The organism is Streptomyces sp. NPDC030893, assembly GCF_055571535.1.
The window spans coordinates 64517-82507 of record NZ_JBVIFC010000015.1 but is presented as its reverse complement, the minus strand read 5'-3'; the positions used below and the strand labels follow the sequence as shown (position 1 = coordinate 82507).

At 72.9% G+C, this 17991-nt stretch carries 16 protein-coding genes; 10 read left to right on the top strand and 6 right to left on the bottom strand.

Translation table 11 applies throughout. The features are described from left to right. The first annotated feature begins 73 nt into the window (after positions 1 to 73). The 6 genes from ACZ434_RS25575 to ACZ434_RS25550 all read left to right on the top strand — a co-directional run bounded on the left by ACZ434_RS25575 (position 74) and on the right by ACZ434_RS25550 (position 9308). Complete coding sequence (locus tag ACZ434_RS25575; protein WP_468459703.1) at positions 74 to 2338, top strand: molybdopterin oxidoreductase family protein; 2265 nt, start codon at positions 74 to 76, stop codon at positions 2336 to 2338. A 98-nt stretch (positions 2339 to 2436) separates the two neighbouring features. Then, complete coding sequence (locus ACZ434_RS25570) at positions 2437 to 3876, top strand: CitMHS family transporter (RefSeq protein WP_468459702.1); 1440 nt, start codon at positions 2437 to 2439, stop codon at positions 3874 to 3876. A 28-nt stretch (positions 3877 to 3904) separates the two neighbouring features. Next, complete coding sequence (locus ACZ434_RS25565) at positions 3905 to 5134, top strand: MFS transporter (RefSeq protein ID WP_468459700.1); 1230 nt, start codon at positions 3905 to 3907, stop codon at positions 5132 to 5134. 222 nt (positions 5135 to 5356) lie between these two features. Continuing rightward, positions 5357 to 6706 carry an ABC transporter ATP-binding protein gene (locus ACZ434_RS25560; RefSeq protein WP_468459697.1) on the top strand — a complete coding sequence of 450 codons (1350 nt, stop codon included), beginning with the start codon at positions 5357 to 5359 and terminating at the stop codon, positions 6704 to 6706. A gap of 111 nt (positions 6707 to 6817) precedes the next feature. Further along, the gene (locus ACZ434_RS25555; RefSeq protein ID WP_468459695.1) at positions 6818 to 8206 is read left to right on the top strand and encodes an aldehyde dehydrogenase family protein; all 1389 of its coding nucleotides are present in this window, start codon (positions 6818 to 6820) and stop codon (positions 8204 to 8206) included. A 16-nt stretch (positions 8207 to 8222) separates the two neighbouring features. Beyond that, positions 8223 to 9308 carry a Zn-dependent alcohol dehydrogenase gene (locus ACZ434_RS25550; RefSeq protein WP_468459693.1) on the top strand — a complete coding sequence of 362 codons (1086 nt, stop codon included), beginning with the start codon at positions 8223 to 8225 and terminating at the stop codon, positions 9306 to 9308. A gap of 242 nt (positions 9309 to 9550) precedes the next feature. Here ACZ434_RS25550 and ACZ434_RS25545 read toward each other — a convergent pair whose 3' ends face one another. Continuing rightward, complete coding sequence (locus tag ACZ434_RS25545; protein ID WP_468459691.1) at positions 9551 to 10261, bottom strand: ArsR/SmtB family transcription factor; 711 nt, start codon at positions 10259 to 10261, stop codon at positions 9551 to 9553. A gap of 58 nt (positions 10262 to 10319) precedes the next feature. Next, positions 10320 to 10961, bottom strand: coding sequence for a TetR/AcrR family transcriptional regulator (locus ACZ434_RS25540; protein ID WP_468459689.1), 642 nt, complete (start codon positions 10959 to 10961; stop codon positions 10320 to 10322). 88 nt (positions 10962 to 11049) lie between these two features. Between ACZ434_RS25540 and ACZ434_RS25535 the strand changes: the two genes are divergently transcribed. The 3 genes from ACZ434_RS25535 to ACZ434_RS25525 all read left to right on the top strand — a co-directional run bounded on the left by ACZ434_RS25535 (position 11050) and on the right by ACZ434_RS25525 (position 13279). Further along, positions 11050 to 12201: an acyl-CoA dehydrogenase family protein gene (locus ACZ434_RS25535; RefSeq protein WP_468459687.1), complete on the top strand. Its 1152-nt coding sequence runs from the start codon at positions 11050 to 11052 to the stop codon at positions 12199 to 12201. Between the two features lie 61 nt (positions 12202 to 12262). Beyond that, positions 12263 to 12550 (top strand): YiaA/YiaB family inner membrane protein, encoded by a 288-nt coding sequence (locus tag ACZ434_RS25530; RefSeq protein ID WP_150153759.1) that lies wholly within the window; start codon positions 12263 to 12265, stop codon positions 12548 to 12550. A gap of 93 nt (positions 12551 to 12643) precedes the next feature. After that, positions 12644 to 13279: a TetR/AcrR family transcriptional regulator gene (locus tag ACZ434_RS25525; RefSeq protein ID WP_468459685.1), complete on the top strand. Its 636-nt coding sequence runs from the start codon at positions 12644 to 12646 to the stop codon at positions 13277 to 13279. Here the strand turns inward: ACZ434_RS25525 and ACZ434_RS25520 are convergent, their stop codons facing one another. Continuing rightward, positions 13280 to 13741 carry a MaoC family dehydratase gene (locus ACZ434_RS25520; RefSeq protein WP_468459683.1) on the bottom strand — a complete coding sequence of 154 codons (462 nt, stop codon included), beginning with the start codon at positions 13739 to 13741 and terminating at the stop codon, positions 13280 to 13282. 131 nt (positions 13742 to 13872) lie between these two features. Here ACZ434_RS25520 and soxR point away from each other — a divergent pair, with 131 nt between their 5' ends. After that, positions 13873 to 14349, top strand: coding sequence for a redox-sensitive transcriptional activator SoxR (gene soxR, locus ACZ434_RS25515; RefSeq protein ID WP_468459681.1), 477 nt, complete (start codon positions 13873 to 13875; stop codon positions 14347 to 14349). 44 nt (positions 14350 to 14393) lie between these two features. On the opposite strand, the gene ACZ434_RS25510 is transcribed toward soxR, so the two are convergent. The 3 genes from ACZ434_RS25510 to ACZ434_RS25500 form a co-directional block, all read right to left on the bottom strand. Further along, a complete protein-coding gene (locus ACZ434_RS25510) occupies positions 14394 to 15461 on the bottom strand; it encodes an RNA ligase (ATP) (protein WP_468459679.1) in 1068 nt (355 codons plus the stop codon). Between the two features lie 206 nt (positions 15462 to 15667). Then, positions 15668 to 16270, bottom strand: a complete 603-nt coding sequence (locus ACZ434_RS25505) for a hypothetical protein (protein ID WP_468459677.1) — start codon at positions 16268 to 16270, stop codon at positions 15668 to 15670. A gap of 449 nt (positions 16271 to 16719) precedes the next feature. Next, positions 16720 to 17982 carry an exo-beta-N-acetylmuramidase NamZ family protein gene (locus tag ACZ434_RS25500; protein WP_468459675.1) on the bottom strand — a complete coding sequence of 421 codons (1263 nt, stop codon included), beginning with the start codon at positions 17980 to 17982 and terminating at the stop codon, positions 16720 to 16722. Positions 17983 to 17991 lie beyond the last annotated feature (9 nt).

The following is a 17991-nucleotide window of genomic DNA, read 5'->3' as shown; positions in this document are numbered from 1 at the left end:
ACCCCCTCCCCAGCATGCGTACCGGTCGGTATGCTCGGCGCGTCCGTGCGCCGTCCCCGTACCGGGAGGTCCCGTGTCCCGCACCGCCCTGCGTATCTGTCCCCTGTGCGAGGCCACCTGCGGCCTGACGCTCACCCTCGACGACGGCCGCGTCACCGGCGCCCGCGGCGACCGGGACGACGTGTTCAGCAAGGGGTTCATCTGCCCCAAGGGAGCCGCCTTCGGCGCCGTGGACTCCGATCCCGACCGGCTGCGCACCCCGCTCGTCCGCGTCGGCGGGGAACTGCGCGAGGCCACCTGGCAGGAGGCGTTCGACGCCGTGGCCGCCGGGATACGGTCCGTCGCCCAGCGGCACGGACCGCACGCCGTCGGCATCGTCCTCGGCAACCCCAACGTCCACACCATGGCCGGCGGCCTCTACCCGCCCCTGCTGATCGCCGGGCTCGGCACCCGCAGCGTCTTCACCGCCTCCACCCTGGACCAGATGCCCAAGCACGTCTCCAGCGGACTGCTCTTCGGCGACGCGAACCTCATCCCCGTGCCCGACCTGGACCGCACCGACCACCTGCTGCTGATCGGCGCCAACCCCCTGGAATCCAACGGCAGCCTGTGCACCGCCCCCGACTTCCCCGGCCGGCTCAAGGCGCTCCGGGCACGCGGCGGCACCCTCACCGTCGTCGATCCGCGCCGCACCCGCACCGCCCGCCTCGCCGACCGCCACCTCGCCGTCCGCCCCGGCACCGACGCGCTGCTCCTCGCGGCCATGGCCCACACCCTGTTCGACGAGGGCCTCGTCGACCTGGGCGAGCGGGCGCCGCACATCGAGGGCCTCGACCGGCTCGCCACCGCGCTCCGGGACTTCACACCCGAAGCCGCCTCCGGCGCCTGCGACATCGACGCGGAGACCGTCCGCACCCTCGCCCGCGAACTCGCCGCCTCCCCCACCGCCGCCGTCTACGGCCGCATCGGCAGCTGCACCGTCCCGCACGGCACCCTCGCCAGCTGGCTCGTCGACGTCCTCAACGTCCTCACCGGCAACCTCGACCGCCCCGGCGGCGCCCTCTTCCCTCAGGCGGCCACCGACAAGACCCCGCGGCCCGCCGGACCGGGCCGCGGCTTCGCCCTCGGACGCTGGCACTCCCGGGTGCGCCGGCACCCCGAGGCCAAGGGCGAACTCCCGATGTCCGCCCTCGCCGAGGAGATCGACACCCCCACCGACGAGGGCGAGCCGGTCCGCGCCCTCATCGCCGTCGCGGCCAACCCCGTGCTCTCCGCCCCGGACGGCGACCGCCTCGACAAGGCGCTCGGCTCCCTCGACTTCATGGTGAGCGTCGACCCCTATCTCAACGAGACCTCACGGCACGCGCACGTCGTCCTGCCTCCGCCCCCGCCCGCGCAGAGCCCGCACCACGACTTCGCCTTCAACACCCTCGCCGTACGCAACCAGGTCCGCTACACCCGCCCGGCCCTTCCCCTGGAGACCGGCCGCATGGCCGAGACGGAGATCCTCGCCCGCCTCGTCCTCGCCGCGACCGGCAGGCACGGGGCCGACCCGGCCGACGTGGACACCACGGTCATCGACCGGACCCTCACCCAGGCCGTCGGGGATCCGCACTCCCCGGTCCACGGCCGCGACCCCGAGGAACTGGCCGGCCGGCTCACCGGTGACGACGGCCCCGAGCGGCGCCTCGACATGATGCTGCGCCTCGGCCCCTACGGAGACGGCTTCGGTGCCGACCCGGACGGGCTCACCCTGGACCGGCTGCTCGCCCACCCGCACGGCATCGACCTCGGCCCGCTGCGCCCACGGCTGCCCCAGCCGCTGAAGACCCGCAGCGGCCGGGTCGAACTGCTGCCGGACCCGATCGCCGCCGACCTCCCGCGCCTGCGCGCCGCCCTGGACGAACGCCCCGGCGGACTCGTCCTCGTCGGCCGCCGCCATCTGCGCTCCAACAACAGCTGGATGCACAACGTGCCCGCCCTCACCGGCGGCACCAACCGCTGCACCCTGCACCTCCACCCCGAGGACGCGGACCGCCTCGGCGTACGGGACGGAGAGCCCGTCCGCATCAAGGGCGCCGGGGGAGCGGTGACCGCCCCCGCCGAGCTCACCGACGCCGTGCGCCCGGGGGTGGTGAGCCTGCCGCACGGCTGGGGGCACGACCGGCCCGGCACCCGCACGGCACACGCGGCCGCCGACCCCGGAGCCAACGTCAACCAGCTCCTCGACGGCAGCCTCCTCGACCCGCTGTCCGGCAACGCCGTCCTCAACGGCGTACCCGTCGAGGTGACCCCGCTGACGGCGGCCGTGACCGAAACGTTCGGCGCTCTGACCTGAGCAAAGCTGTGACCTGGGGTTTTGCGCTTATTGCTCGCGGGTCAACGTCTTGCTGACCCGGCTTCGCCGCACCTAACGTCGTCGGACCGCCGGCCCTGGTGGGATGTTCAAGGGCGAACGTTAGGTATCCACTCATGCTGACCATCCTCGGCTTCGTCATGATCGCGACCTTTTTGGTCCTGATCATGATGAAGAAGATGTCGCCGATCGCGGCGCTCGTGCTGATCCCCGCGCTGTTCTGCGTGTTCGTCGGCAAGGGCGCGCACCTCGGTGACTACGTCATCGACGGCGTGTCGACCCTCGCCCCCACCGCGGCGATGCTCATGTTCGCGATCGTCTACTTCGGTGTGATGATCGACGTCGGACTCTTCGATCCGATCGTCCGGGGGATCCTCAGGTTCTGCAGGGCCGACCCGATGCGGATCGTGGTCGGCACCGCGCTGCTCGCCGCGATCGTCTCGCTGGACGGGGACGGGTCCACCACCTTCATGATCACCGTCTCGGCGATGTATCCGTTGTACAAGCGCCTGAAGATGAGCCTGGTCGTGATGACCGGCGTCGCCGCCATGGCCAACGGTGTGATGAACACGCTTCCCTGGGGCGGACCGACGGCCCGCGCGGCGACCGCGCTGCAGCTCGACGCCGCCGACATCTTCGTCCCGATGATCCCCGCCCTGCTCGTCGGACTGGCGGGCGTCGTCGTCCTGGCGTACGTCCTCGGGCTGCGGGAGCGCAGGCGGCTGGGCACGCTGACGCTCGACGAGGCACTGGTCGAGGAGAACGAGAAGGAGACCGTGCTGGTCGGCGCGGGCGGCGGCAGCGGCGCCGGGCCCGGGAAGCGCACCGGGGGCTCCGGCACCGGCACGGACGCCGCGGATGACACGGCGGAGGACGACTTCCAGGGCCTCGACCCGGACCGCCCCACCCTGCGCCCCAGGCTCTACTGGTTCAACGCGCTGCTCACCGTCTCCCTGCTCGCCGCCATGATCATGGGATGGCTGCCGATCCCGGTGCTGTTCCTGCTCGGCGCCGCGCTGGCGCTCTCCGTCAACTTCCCCCACATCCCCGACCAGAAGGCCCGTATCGCGGCCCACGCCGACAACGTCCTCAACGTCTCCGGCATGGTCTTCGCCGCCGCCGTCTTCACCGGCGTCCTCCAGGGCACCGGGATGGTCGACAGCATGGCGAAGTGGATGGTGGACGTCGTCCCCGAGGGCATGGGCCCCCACATGGCCCTGGTCACCGGCCTGCTGAGCCTGCCGCTGACCTACTTCATGTCCAACGACGGCTTCTACTTCGGTGTCCTGCCCGTGCTCGCCGAAGCCGGCGCCGCCCACGGCGTCTCCCCGCTGGAGATGGCCCGCGCCTCCCTGGTCGGGCAGCCGCTGCACATGTCCAGCCCGCTGGTCCCCGCCGTGTACGTCCTCGTCGGCATGGCCAAGGTCGAGTTCGGCGACCACACGCGGTTCGTGGTGAAGTGGGCCGCCATGATCTGCCTGATCATCCTCGCGGCCGGAATCCTGTTCGGCACCATCTGAACCGACCGACCGCAGGAAGGACCCGATCATGACCCCCGGTGGGAACCGCGGTTGGCTGCTCCGCCTCGTCATCGCCTTCGGCTTCGCGCAAGGAGCGGTGTCGATGGCCCGGCCCGCCGTCTCCTACCGGGCGCTCGCACTCGGGGCCGACGAGCGGGCGATCGGGATCATCGCCGGTGTGTACGCGCTGCTGCCGCTGTTCGCGGCCGTACCGCTCGGCCGGCGCACCGACCACGGCCGCTGCGCGCCCCTGCTGCCGGCCGGTGTGGTGCTCATCTCCGGTGGCTGCGCCCTGAGCGGCATCGCCGGCTCGCTGGGGACCATGGCCCTGTGGAGCGGGGTGATGGGCCTCGGCCACCTCTGCTTCGTCATCGGCGCCCAGTCGCTCGTCGCCCGCCAGTCCGCACCGCACGAACAGGACCGCAACTTCGGCCACTTCACCATCGGCGCCTCGCTCGGGCAACTGGTCGGGCCCATCGCCGCGGGCGCGCTGATCGGCACGGACATGGCCCGCACCAGCGCGCTCGCCCTGCTGGCGGCGGGAGCGGGCGCAGCGGTCGCCCTCACCTCGCTGTGGCGCATCGAACGACCCGGGCACCTCAAGTCCCGTACGGCGCAGGGCGAACGGGTGCCGGTGCGCGGCATCCTGCGGTCCCGGGGGGTGCCCGCGGGGATCCTCATCAGCATGGCCGTGCTGTCCGCGACCGACATCCTCACCGCCTACCTTCCGGTGGTCGGCGAACACCGGGGCATCGACCCGGCCGTCATCGGCCTGCTGCTCAGCCTCCGCGCGGCGGCCACCATCGCCTGCCGGCTGGTGCTCACGCCCCTGCTGCGGCTGCTCGGCCGCACCGCGCTGCTGACGGTGACGTGCCTGCTGGCGGCGCTGCTGTGCGCGGCAGTCGCGCTGCCGGTGCCGGTCCGGGCGCTGGCGCTGATCCTCGCCGCGCTCGGCTTCTGCCTGGGCGTCGGCCAGCCGCTGTCCATGACGACGGTCGTCCAGGCGGCGCCCGCCGAAGCCCGCTCCACCGCCCTCGCCCTGCGCCTGACCGGCAACCGCCTCGGCCAGGTCGCCGCACCCGCCGCGGCGGGCCTGGTCGCCGGAGCGGCGGGGGTGGCGGCACCGTTCGTGATGCTGGGCGCCCTGCTCCTGCTCTCCTCGGGCGTCGCCCTGCGCACCCCGTCCGGCCCGCCGGGGGACCGGCCGTCCCGCCCGCAGGGCACCCGCGCCCGCTCCCGGTGCCGTACGACGCGCTGAGTGCCGACCGGGGGCGCCCCCGTACGGGGAGGCGCCGCCCCGCGCGCTGAATCCGGACGTCCGCCGTCTCAGACATCGGACGAAACACCGGGATCCCGTCCCATGTCTTCCCCCGGCCGCCTACTTTCCGTTAGCTTCCGTGACTCACACGCCCCGTACGTCCCGCACGAGGCGTTCGACCGCGGAGCGCCAGCGCCCTGATGAGCCCCCGGGGGCACCCTCATGACACGCGCCATCACCCTGCACGACGTGAGCAAGGCATACACGCGGGGCGCCCGCGTGGTGGACCGGCTGTCGCTGGACATCGCGCCCGGCGAGTTCCTCGTCCTGCTCGGCCCCTCGGGCTGCGGCAAGTCCACCGTGCTCAGGATGATCGCGGGACTGGAGGACATCGACGAGGGCCGGCTGTTCCTCGACGGCGAGTACGGCAACGATCTGCCCCCGTCCGAGCGGGACATGGCGATGGTGTTCCAGAACTTCGCCCTCTACCCGAGCATGACCAGCCGCGACAACATCGGCTTCCCGCTGCGCATCGAGGCCCCCGGCACCGACCCGGCGCCGCGCGTCGACGCCACCGCCCGCATGCTCGGCATCGAGGACCTCCTCGACCGCTTCCCCGCACAGCTCTCCGGCGGGGAACGCCAGCGCGTCGCGATGGGCCGGGCCATCGCCCGCCACCCCTCCGCCTTCCTGATGGACGAGCCGCTGTCCAACCTCGACGCCAAGCTCCGCAACCACCTGCGCGCCGAGATCTCCCAGCTCACCCGCGAACTGGGCGTCACCACCGTCTACGTCACCCACGACCAGTCCGAGGCGATGTCGCTGGGCGACCGGGTCGCCGTGCTGCGCGGCGGAGTCCTCCAGCAGGTGGGCAGCCCCCGCGCGGTGTACGCGCTGCCGGAGAACGTCTTCGTCGCCGCCTTCATCGGCACCCCGCGCATCAATCTGCTGCGCGGTCTGGTGCGCGCCCCGCTGGACGGCGCGATGACCGTCAGCCTGGGCAAACAGTTCCTGAGGCTGCCCGAACCGCTGTCCCTGGACCACCAGTTGCTGCGCGTGCAGCAGGGCCGCGAGGTGATCGTGGGCCTGCGCTCGGAGGCCGTACGGATCGCCAAACCGGCCGCCGCCCGCACCGGTGAGGTGGCGCTCACCGGCCTGGTGGAGCATCTGGAGTTCCAGGGCCACGAAGTGCTGGTCCACTTCAACACCGGTTCCCGCCCCGCCCTCGTCCCCGAACTGGAGGCCCCGCGCCCGGCCCCCGACCGATCGGACCGGCGCCGCCGCCGCGAGGCCGGCACGGTCCTGGAGCGGCTGCGGGAGCGGGCGGGGGCGCTGCGCGCCGCGGGGGCCGTGGTGACGACGGACGAGTCCGGACAGCCGGAGGCGCCGCCGTCCGCCTCCGCCGAGCCGCGCGTCCCCGGTGACCTCATCGTGCGCACCACCCCCGACATCCGGCTCCGGCACGGCATGCAGGTACCGCTGCTGGTCGACCTCGCCCACCTGTTCGTCTTCGACCAGTACGGCCGGCGGATCTGCCCCAGCCCCGACCGGCTGCCCGAACTGGCGGAGTGAGCACGCGCACGCGGGTTCCCCTGGCGCCGGAAAATTATCACCGCTAGTTTAGGTGCCGGACGACGCGAGCAGTCGCATCGCACACCCATGCCCGCCCCCGGAGGAAGCGCGATGAAGGCATACGACGGCATGTACATCGACGGCAGCTGGCGCCCCGCCGCGGGACCGGGCGTCATCGAGGTCGTGAACCCGGCCGACGAACAGGTGATCGCCACCGTCCCCGCGGGCACCGTGGAGGACGTCGACGCCGCCGTACGCGCGGCCCGCGCCGCACTCCCCGCCTGGGCGGCCACCCCGCCCGCCGAGCGCGCCGCGCGCCTCACCGCCCTCCGGGACGTGCTCCTCGCCCGCCAGGACGAGATCGCCGGGACGGTCACCGCCGAACTCGGTTCGCCCCTGAAGCTCTCGCAGACCGTCCACGCCGGCGTACCGGTCGCCGTCACCGGCTCGTACGCCGAACTGGCCGGGACGTACGCCTTCGAGGAGCGGGTGGGCAACTCGACGGTCCTCCACGAACCCGTCGGCGTGGTCGGCGCGATCACCCCCTGGAACTACCCCCTCCACCAGATCGTCGCCAAGACCGCCCCCGCCCTCGCCGCCGGCTGCACCCTCGTCGTCAAGCCCGCCGAGGACACCCCGCTGGTCGCCCGGCTCTTCGCCGACGCCGTCCACGAGGCCGGGATCCCGGCCGGCGTGTTCAACCTCGTGACCGGTCTCGGCCCGGTGGCCGGCCAGGCCCTCGCCGAGCATCCGGACGTGGACCTGGTCTCCTTCACCGGCTCCACCGCCGTCGGCCGCCGGATCGGCGCGATCGCCACCGGAATGGTGAAGCGGGTCGCCCTCGAACTCGGCGGCAAGTCCGCCAACGTCATCCTGCCGAGCGCCGACCTGGCCCGCGCCGTCAACGTCGGCGTCGCCAACGTCATGTCCAACTCCGGCCAGACGTGCAGCGCCTGGACCCGCATGCTCGTCCACCGGGACCACTACGACGAGGCCGTGGAACTCGCCGCGACCGCCGCCGCCAAGTACGGCGACCGCATCGGCCCCGTCGTCAACGCCCGCCAGCGCGACCGGGTGCGCGGCTACATCGAGAAGGGCGTCGCCGAGGGCGCCCGGATCGTCGCGGGCGGCCCCGAGGCACCCCGCGAGCAGGGCTACTACGTCAGCCCCACGGTCTTCGCCGACGTCACCCCGGAGATGACCATCGCCCAGGAGGAGATCTTCGGCCCCGTCCTGTCCGTCCTGCGCTACGACGACGAGGACGACGCCCTGCGCATCGCCAACGGCACCGTCTACGGCCTCGCCGGCGCCGTCTGGGCCGGTGACGAGGCGGAGGCGGTGGCCTTCGCCCGCCGCATGGACACCGGCCAGGTCGACATCAACGGCGGCCGCTTCAACCCCCTCGCGCCCTTCGGCGGTTACAAGCAGTCGGGCGTGGGCCGCGAACTCGGCGCGCACGGACTCGCCGAGTACCTCCAGACCAAGTCCCTCCAGTTCTAGGGGAGTCGTCACCATCATGGCCGTACGTGCCGCCGTTCTGCCCGCCGTCGACGCCCCGTTGGAGATCACCGGGATCGACCTGCCCGAGCCCGGGCCCGGCCGGATCCGCATCCGGCTCGCCGCCGCCGGCGTGTGCCACTCCGACCTGTCCCTGTCCAACGGCACCATGCGCCTGCCCGTCCCGGCAGTCCTCGGCCACGAGGGCGCCGGCACGGTCGTCGCCGTCGGTGAGGGCGTCACCCATGTCGCGCCCGGCGACGGCGTGGTCCTCAACTGGGCACCGTCCTGCGGCTCCTGCCCCGCCTGCGCGCGCGGCGAGGTCTGGCTCTGCGCCCACGCCCTGTCTGGTGCCGCCGAGGTGCACGCCCGCCGCGCCGACGACGGCACCGACCTGTACCCCGGGCTGAACGTCGCCGCGTTCGCGGAGGAGACGGTCGTGCCCGCCTCCTGCGTGCTGCCCGCCCCGGACGGTGTCCCGCTCACCGATGCCGCCCTGCTGGGCTGCGCCGTGCTCACCGGCTACGGCGCCGTCCACCACTCCGCCCGGGTCCGGGCCGGCGAGACCGTCGCCGTGTTCGGCGTCGGGGGAGTGGGCCTCGCCGCACTCCAGTCGGCCCGGATCGCGGGCGCGTCCACGATCGTCGCGGTCGACGTCTCCGCGGAGAAGGAGGAGCTGGCCCGCTCCGCCGGGGCCACCGACTACCTCGTCGCCTCGGACACCACCGCCCGGCAGATCCGCGCCCTCACCGGGAAGGAGGGCGTGGACGTGGCCGTGGAGTGCGTCGGCCGCGCGGCCACCATCCGCACGGCCTGGGAGTCCACCCGGCGCGGCGGACGCACCACGGTCGTCGGCATCGGCGGCAAGGACCAGCAGGTCACCTTCAACGCCCTGGAGATCTTCCACTGGGGGCGCACCCTCTCCGGCTGCGTCTACGGCAACTCCGACCCGGCCCGCGACCTCCCGGTCCTCGCCGAACACATCCGCGCGGGCCGCCTCGACCTGGGCGCCCTGGTCACCGAGCGCATCGCCCTGGACGGCATCCCGGCCGCCTTCGAGAACATGCTGGCGGGCAAGGGCGGCCGCGCACTGGTGATCTTCTGACCCACGACCACCGCCCCCGCCGCCTCTTCCCGTCCTGGGGCTCCGCCCCAGACCCCGCTCCTCGAACGCCCCCGGAGGGGCTGGTTCAGCCCGTCCGGCGTTTGAGGACGAGGCCCGAAGGGCCGAAAGGGGGGTCCGGGGGCGCAGCCCCCGGGGACGGGACGGGAAGGGGCGGCGGGGGCGGGATCAACGGCCGGGCGCCGGCCGGCCGGCCCGTGGCCTCGCGGATTCGACCCCGCCGTTCAGCGCAGCGTCCCCGGGGCGATTCCCAGCAGCTCCGACAGCGCCTGCTCGCCCGCCTCCGTCACCTGCACCGCCCGCTCGGAGCCGATGCGTACGCACCACCGCGCCCCCAACGCGTGCCGGCACAGGGCCGCGCCCGCCACGCCGGCGAGATGGGGCCGGCGTTCCGTCCAGTCCAGGCAGGCGCGGGCCAGCGGGCGGCGGCCCCGGCGGTCGAGGCCGATACCGGCCGACTCGAACCAGCGCAGGCCCGCGTCGGTGAGCGCGAACCCGGTGTCCTGGCGCAGCAGTCCCCGCGCGGTGAGGGCGTCGGTGACCGCGATGCCGAGCCGCCCGGCGAGATGGTCGTAGCAGGTGCGCCCGCGGGCCATGGCCGACCCCGCGCCCGACTGCCGCAGCGTGCGCGGCCGTTCGGCGGCGTCCGGCGCGATCTGCGCGGCCAGGTCCTCCACGAGCTGGGCGACCCGCGCGTCGGCCAGCCGCACGTACCGGTGCCGCCCCTGCCGTTCCTCGGCCAGCAGCCCGCCCGCGGTCATCTTGCCGAGATGCTCGCTCAGCGTGGACGCGGCCACCCCGCAGTGCCGGGTCAGCTCGCCCGCCGTCCAGGCCCGCCCGTCCAGCAGCGCCAGCAGACACGCGGCCCGGGTCTCGTCGGCGATCAGCGCGGCGAGGCGGGCCAGCCCCGGCGCCCGGGGGTCCTTCGTCGTCATGCCTCCCAGCATGCGGCACGCACCCTTCGGCGCACACCGAAGTGTGCGGTGCGCCCGCTCAGCCGCCGGCCCGGGCCTGCTCGTACTGCAGCGCCAGCCCGTCCAGCAGTGCGGCCAGCCCCGTCTCGAAGGCCCGCTCGTCGATCTTCTCCTGCTGTTCGGCGAGCAGATGGGCCTGCCCGAGGTGGGGATAGTCCGCGGGGTCGTAGGCGCCGGCGTCGTCGACGAAGCCGCCCGCGAAGGAGCCGAGCGCGGAGCCCATGATGAAGTACCGCATCAGCGCGCCGATGGAGGTGGCCTGCGCGGGCGGCCAGCCCGCCTCGACCATCGCGCCGTAGGCCGCGTCGGCCAGCCGCAGCGCCGCCGGGCGGCGGCCGGGACCGCGGGCCAGGACCGGGACGATGTTCGGATGGGCGCGCAGCGCGCCGCGGTAGGAGACCGCCCAGTCGTGCAGCGCGGTGCGCCAGTCCCGGCCGTCCTCGAACATCGACAGATCGACCTGCGCGCTCACCGAGTCGGCCACCGCCTCCAGGATCTCGTCCTTGGTGCGGAAGTGGTTGTAGAGCGAGGGCCCGCTCACCCCCAGCTCCGCGGCGAGCCGGCGCGTGGAGACGGTGGCCAGTCCCTCCGCGTCCACGAGCGCACGGGCCGTCTCGACGATCCGGTCGGTGCTGAGCAGGGGCTTGCGCGGTCGGGCCATGGCGCACATAGTAGGACCGCGACATGAAACTAGCAGTGCTAATTTAAATGTGCACAGTTCAAGCGGATCTCACATGGGGTGACTCGGTATGGACCTGGAGCTGAGTGACGAGCAGGAGGCCGTCCGCCGGCTCGCCCGGGACTTCGTGGAGCGCGAGGTCGCGCCGCACGCGGTCGCCTGGGACCGCGCCGAGGAGGTCGACCGCGGCATCGTGAAGAAGCTCGGCGAGGTCGGCTTCCTCGGGCTGACGGTCGACGAGGAGTACGGCGGCTCGGGCGGCGACCATCTCGCCTACTGCCTGGTCACCGAGGAGCTGGGCCGCGGTGACTCCTCCGTGCGCGGCATCGTCTCCGTCTCCCTCGGCCTGGTCGCCAAGACGATCGCCGCCTGGGGGAGCGAGGAGCAGAAGCGCACCTGGCTGCCCGGGCTCACCTCCGGCGCGTACGTCGGGTGCTTCGGCCTCACCGAGCCGGGCACGGGGTCGGACGCCGGGAACCTCACCACGCGGGCGGTCCGCGACGGCGACCACTACGTCATCAGCGGCACCAAGATGTTCATCACCAACGGCACCTGGGCCGACGTCGTCCTGCTCTTCGCCCGCTCCACCGACGCCCCCGGCCACAAGGGCGTCTCCGCCTTCCTCGTCCCCACCGACACCCCCGGCCTGACCCGCCGCACCGTCCACGGCAAGCTCGGCCTGCGCGGCCAGGCCACCGCCGAGCTGGTCCTCCAGGACGTGCGCGTCCCCGCCTCCGCGATGCTGGCCCCCGAGGGCAAGGGCTTCTCGGTCGCCATGTCCGCCCTCGCCAAGGGCCGGATGTCGGTCGCGGCCGGCTGCGTCGGCATAGCGCAGGCCGCCCTGGACGCGGCCGTGCGCTACGCCGGCGAGCGCGAGCAGTTCGGAAAGCCCATCGCCCGCCACCAGCTGGTGCAGGAGCTGATCAGCGACATCGCCGTGGACGTCGACGCGGCCCGGCTGCTGACCTGGCGGGTCGCCGACCTGATCGACCGCGGCCTGCCGTTCGCCGTGGAGTCCTCCAAGGCCAAGCTCTTCGCCTCGGAGGCGGCCGTCCGCGCCGCCAACAACGCCCTCCAGGTCTTCGGCGGCTACGGCTACATCGACGAGTACCCGGTGGGCAAACTCCTGCGCGACGCACGGGTGATGACCCTCTACGAGGGCACCAGCCAGATCCAGAAACTGGTCATCGGCCGCGCCCTGACCGGGGTCTCGGCCTTCTGAGTACCCGCCCTGAGTATCCGGACGGATGCGGTCGGGGCCACATCCGCCGATTCTTGTCGCCATGAGCGACACACCGGTCAAGCAGCAGAGTACGGCCGCCTTCTACGGACAGGCCGTGGCGTCCTTCGGAGTGGCCCTCGGCGCCACCGCGGTCGGCATCTTCAACCTCGAGACCGACGCCTGGGTCCGCGCCTTCCTGGGGATCGCGGTCCTCTACCTCGTCACCTCCGCCTTCACCCTGGCCAAGGTCATCCGCGACCGCCAGGAGGCCGGGCAGATCGTCAACCGCGTCGACCAGGCCCGCCTGGAGAAGCTCCTCGCCGAGCACGATCCGCTGCAGAAGCTGTGACCCGGTGCGCGTCTGTGATCCCGCGCACCGCCGCTAAGCGCTCGCTCACCCTTGCCGGTATGGTGTTGTCCCTGCCAGCGAATGAGGTGAGCGATGAGTACGGCGGAGGAGACGGCCGGCGGTGAGGCGCAGCCGTGGGGTGAGGTCACGCCCGACGCGGCCCGACGGCTGCTGCTCGCCGCCGTGGAGGCGTTCGCGGAGCGCGGCTACCACGCCACGACGACCCGCGACATCGCGGGCCGCGCCGGGATGAGCCCGGCCGCGCTCTACATCCACTACAAGACCAAGGAAGAGCTGCTCCACCGGATCAGCAGGATCGGCCACGAGAAGGCCGTGGCGATCCTGCGCACGGCGGCCCGCGCCGAGGGCAGCCCGGCGGAGCGGCTCGCCGACGCGGTCAGCTCCTTCGTCCGCTGGCACGCGGGCGGCCGTACCACCGCCAAGGTGGTGCAGTACGAACTCGACTCGCTGGGCCCCGACGCCCGCGCCGAGATCCTGGACCTGCGGCGCCAGGTCGACGCCGAGGTGCGCGGGATCATCGAGGACGGCGTGCGCTCCGGCGACTTCGACGTCACCGACGTACGGGGCACCACCCTCGCCGTGCTCTCCCTCTGCATCGACGTGGCCCGCTGGTTCAACGTCGACGGCCCCCGCACCCCCGAGCAGGTCGGCGAACTCTACGCCGACCTCGTGCTCAGGATGGTCGGAGCCGGGGGAGCGGCAGCCTAGCTAGATGTAGTAGCGGGCCACCGACTCGGCCACGCACACCGGCTTGTCGCCGCCCTCGCGCTCCACGGTGAACGCCGTGGCCACCTGGACCCCGCCCTTCACCTCGTCCACGGCGGTGATCGTCGCGGTGGCGCGCACGCGCGAGCCGACCGGCACCGGGGCGGGGAAGCGGACCTTGTTGGTGCCGTAGTTGACACCCATCTTCACGCCCTCGACGGAGATCAGCTGCGGGCCGAACAGCGGCAGCAGCGACAGCGTCAGATAGCCGTGCGCGATGGTCGTCCCGAACGGCCCCGCCGCGGCCTTCTCCGGATCGACGTGGATCCACTGGTGGTCGCCGGTGGCCTCGGCGAACAGATCGATCCGCTTCTGGTCGACCTCCAGCCAGTCGGTGTATCCCAGCTGCTCGCCCACCGCCGCCTTCAGGTCGTCGACGGACGTGAAGATCCTCGGCTCTGCCATGTCCCGGCCTCTCGCGTCACGTAGTCGCAGGCGCATCCGCGTGCGCATGCCTAAGCAACTGCTTAGCATGGTCGGCCGGGGGGTCCCTGTCAACGGACACGGGCGCCGCGGGGGTCGGTAGGGTTCGGGGAGTGCAACGGATTCCAGAGAAGATCCACGAGCTCACGGTCGGCCAGCTCTCCGCCCGCAGCGGCGCCGCCGTCTCCGCCCTGCACTTCTACGAGTCCAAGGGCCTGATCAGCAGCCGCCGCACCCCGGGCAACCAACGGCGCTACAGCCGTGACACCCTGCGCCGGGTCGCCTTCATCCGCGCCGCCCAGCGCGTCGGCATCCCGCTCGCCACGATCCGCGAGGCGCTCGCCGAACTGCCCGAGGAACGCACCCCCACCCGGGACGACTGGGCGCACCTGTCCGAGGCCTGGCGCTCCGAACTGGACGAGCGCATCCGGCAGCTCAACCGTCTGCGCGACCACCTCACGGACTGCATCGGCTGCGGCTGCCTCTCCCTGGACAGCTGCGTCCTGTCCAACCCGGACGACATCGCCGGCGACCGCCGCACCGGCTCCCGCCTGCTCCCCGAGAACGGAAAACGGGGGAGCGGGCACTGAACGCGGAACCGGCGGGCGGGGGCTCCCCCGCCCGCCGGCGCGGCTCACTCGTACTCGGTGCCGCCCTTCCGGGTCAGATAGGCCGGGCTGACGGCCTTGGCTATCGCGCGTCCGCCGGTCACCGGGCTGTGCCGCTCGACCGCCGGGCGGATCACCACGCCCTCCCGCAGATGCAGCTCCCTGCCGGACACCGTCTCCCGGCCACTGGCGATCTCCAGTACCCGCTCACTGTCGTACGGGCCGGAGAACAGCCGTGGCACCAGCGGCAGCCGGCCCTCCAGCAGCTCCGCCGCGTCCAGCCAGCGCACCCGGCCGTCGATCTCCGCGGACACGTCGAACACCGCGTACCCGAGGGTGTCGCGCCGTCCGTCCGCGCCGTACGCCAGGTCCTGCACCCCCGCGCCGTACACCTCACCGAAGATGCCGATCCGCCGCGCGCCCAGCCGTGCGGCGAGCTCCGCCGCGGCCTCGGCGACACCGTGCGCGCGCACCGCACGCCAGTACAGGTTGCGCGGGTCCTCCTTCAGCGCCAGCGACCTGGCACCGAAGCCCTTGGAGGAGACCCGCACCCGGTCCTCCGCGGCCGAGTACGTCAGCAGGCAGGCCGTGCCGTGCAGCTTCTCGGTGACCACCACGGGCTCGCCCGGGGCGAAGACGTCCGGATAGCGCCGGAGGTTCTCGATGTCGACCCAGGGCAGCAGCTCCGGCGCGGACTCCACCTCGCCGCTCATGGCCGGCGGGACCGGCGGCACCCACTTGGTGATGCCCAGCAGCTCCGCGAAGTCGGTGCCGTCGGCGGCGGCCCGCCGCAGGTCGACGTCCGCGAGCGCCTTCGGCCGGCAGACGAGGCCCTGCGACAGCTCACCGCGCAGCCGGATCGCCTTGACCCGGTCGTGGTCCCGGCCCGCCAGGCGCCCGGTCAACCCCAGCTCCTCGATCAGCCCGGTCGGCAGCACGGACTGCTCGGGGATGTAGACCGCCGCGTCACCCGTGCGGTAGGCGCCCTTGGCGACGACGGCCCGGTACAGGCCCACCTGGGCCAGTTCGAGGGCGTCGGCACCCGGGTGTTCGTGGACGGTCAGGACTTCGGCGGTGACGCGCAGCGTCGACATCGGACGGCTCCAGGGCTCTCAGGTGCGATTCATCGCCACCGACTGTCCCGGGAGGGAAATCCCTGGTGCGAGCGATTTACCACCTGCTACGGTCCCCGGAGCCGACGGGGGTGCGGCATCCCCGGCGCACCCCCACGCCCCCGTTGCTCCCTGCCTCAAGCGATCCTGCCTCGGGCGACACGTCCTCGGACGGACGCCCCTGCCTCTCAGGCCGACACCAGCAGCCGCGCCCGGCGGGCCCCCGCCAGCGCCCCCGGGGTGAGCACGGGGCGCGGCACCAGGATTCCGCAGTCCGTGCAGACCGGGCCGGCCGAGGGCTCGTGATCCAGGTCGTGGCGCCACATGAGCCGTTCCCCCCGGCACACGGGGCAGGCCGTCCCCGGCTCGCGCTCCAGGGCGGCGATCAGCCGCCGCAGCACCTCGGCCAGCGGTTCCCGCGGATGCACCCGCGGATCGTCGCACCAGGCCACACCGAAACCGCCCCAGGTCAGCCGGTGCCAGTCGTCCACACTGCCCGGCCTGCGCAGCCCGTCGTGCTTCTCCTTCCTGCGCCGCTGCGCGAACTCCACCTCATAGGCCAGCCAGACCGCCCGGGCCTCCTCCAGTTCGTCCAGCGCGGCCACGAGCCGCACCGGGTCGACGGAGCGGTCCTCGGGATCGAACCCGGCCCGCGAGCACAGATGGTCCCAGGTCGCCCTGTGCCCGTACGGAGCGAATCGCTCGAGGCACTTGCGCAGCGAATAGCGCCGCAGCGCCAGATCGCACCGGGGATCTCGGACCTGTCTCGCCAGACTCCGGAAACCGGCCATCGTCCTGCACCTCCGTCACACCTGCACCTGTAGTCCGGTCACTTCGGCGTCGTCGAACGGACGTCGCCGAATAGACGTATCGACACGCGAATCGGCTCCATCCTTTTTCCGATGGCCCCCATCAGCCGGCCCCGGGGGCTCGTGGTCAACTCCCCCGGCGCGTGCTTCAGTTGTGGTCGTCCACGGGGATACCGGCGGTCGTGCGCCCCGTCCCCCTCCCGCCGGGGAAGAGCGATCCCCCGCAGCCTGAGAACTCCCCGCGGCTTCCACGGGTTCCTGAACGACCGGCCGATATGCACACCGCTCACCGATCCGCCCGGCCCGACGCCCCGGACGGCGGCGTACGGGCCGATGACACCGCAGGTCACCGGGGTGGCGACGGTCCCGTACAGCACGGCGGCGGATCGCTGCCCGCGACCCGCCGCCGTCGTCCGCCCTCCCGCTCCCGCTCAGCGGTAGAGCAGGTACTCCCGCCGCATCCTGCGGAACGCCGCCAGCTCCCGCTGCCAGCCGCCGACCACCTCGTCCGTGTCCGCACCCGCGTCGATCATGGTGCGTACGAGGGTGGAACCGGTGAGCTTGTCGATCCAGTTGTCCGGCCGCCAGGCGAAGCCGCTCCACGACCGTTTCGCGGTGATCAGCAGCCCGATCCCGGTGCGCACCGGGTCGAAGGCCTCCCGGTCGTGCACATGCACCTGCACCCCCCCGACGGTCTTCCCCTGGAACTTGGAGAACGTCGGCGCGAAGTACGCCTCCCGCAGCCGCACGCCCGCCAGGCCCAGCCCGTTCGCCGCGGCCGCCCAGCCCCCGTCGATCCCGTCCGCGCCCAGCAGCTCGAACGGCCGGGTGGTGCCGCGCCCCTCCGACAGGTTCGTGCCCTCGAACAGACACGTCCCGGAGTACACCAGCGCCGTCTCCGGCGTCGGCATGTTCGGGCTCGGCGGCACCCACGGCAGCCCCGAGGCGTCGTAGAAGTCCGACCGCTTCCAGCCCGACATCCGTACGGTCTCCAGCGGCACCGGCGTCGTCAGGAACTCCCCGTTGAACAGCCGTGCCAGCTCGGCCACCGTCATCCCGTGCGCCTGCGAGACCGGCTGCCGTCCGACGAAGGTCGCGAACTCCTTGTGCAGCACCGGACCGAGCGCGGCCCGCCCGGTCACCGGGTTGGGCCGGTCCAGGACCACGAACCGCTTGCGGGCGAGCGCGGCCGCCTCCATGCAGTCGAACAGCGTCCAGATGTACGTGTAGAACCGCGCGCCGACGTCCTGGATGTCGAAGACCACCGTGTCCACGCCGGACGCGGTGAAGACGTCGGCGAGCGCCCGACCGCTCTTCAGGTACGTGTCGTAGACGGGCAGGCCGGTCGCCGGATCGTCGTAGCGGCCCTCGGAGCCGCCCGCCTGCGCCGTTCCCCGGAACCCGTGCTCGGGGCCGAAGACGGCGATCAGGTCCACCCGGTCGTCGGCGTGCATGGCGTCGACGATGTGCCGTGCGTCCCGGGTGATGCCGGTCGGGTTGGTGACCACGCCCACGCGCTGCCCGTCGAGCGGCGCGTAGCCGTCCGCGGCGAGCCGTTCGAACCCGGTGCGCAGCCTCCGGCCGCCCCCGCGCGCCGCCGGCCCGGAAGCGGCGGCCGCGGGCGCGGCGGAGACCGCGACGGCGGCCGTGGTGGTGGTGGCGGTGGCGAGCAGGCTCCGTCTGGACAGCTTCATACAGTGACC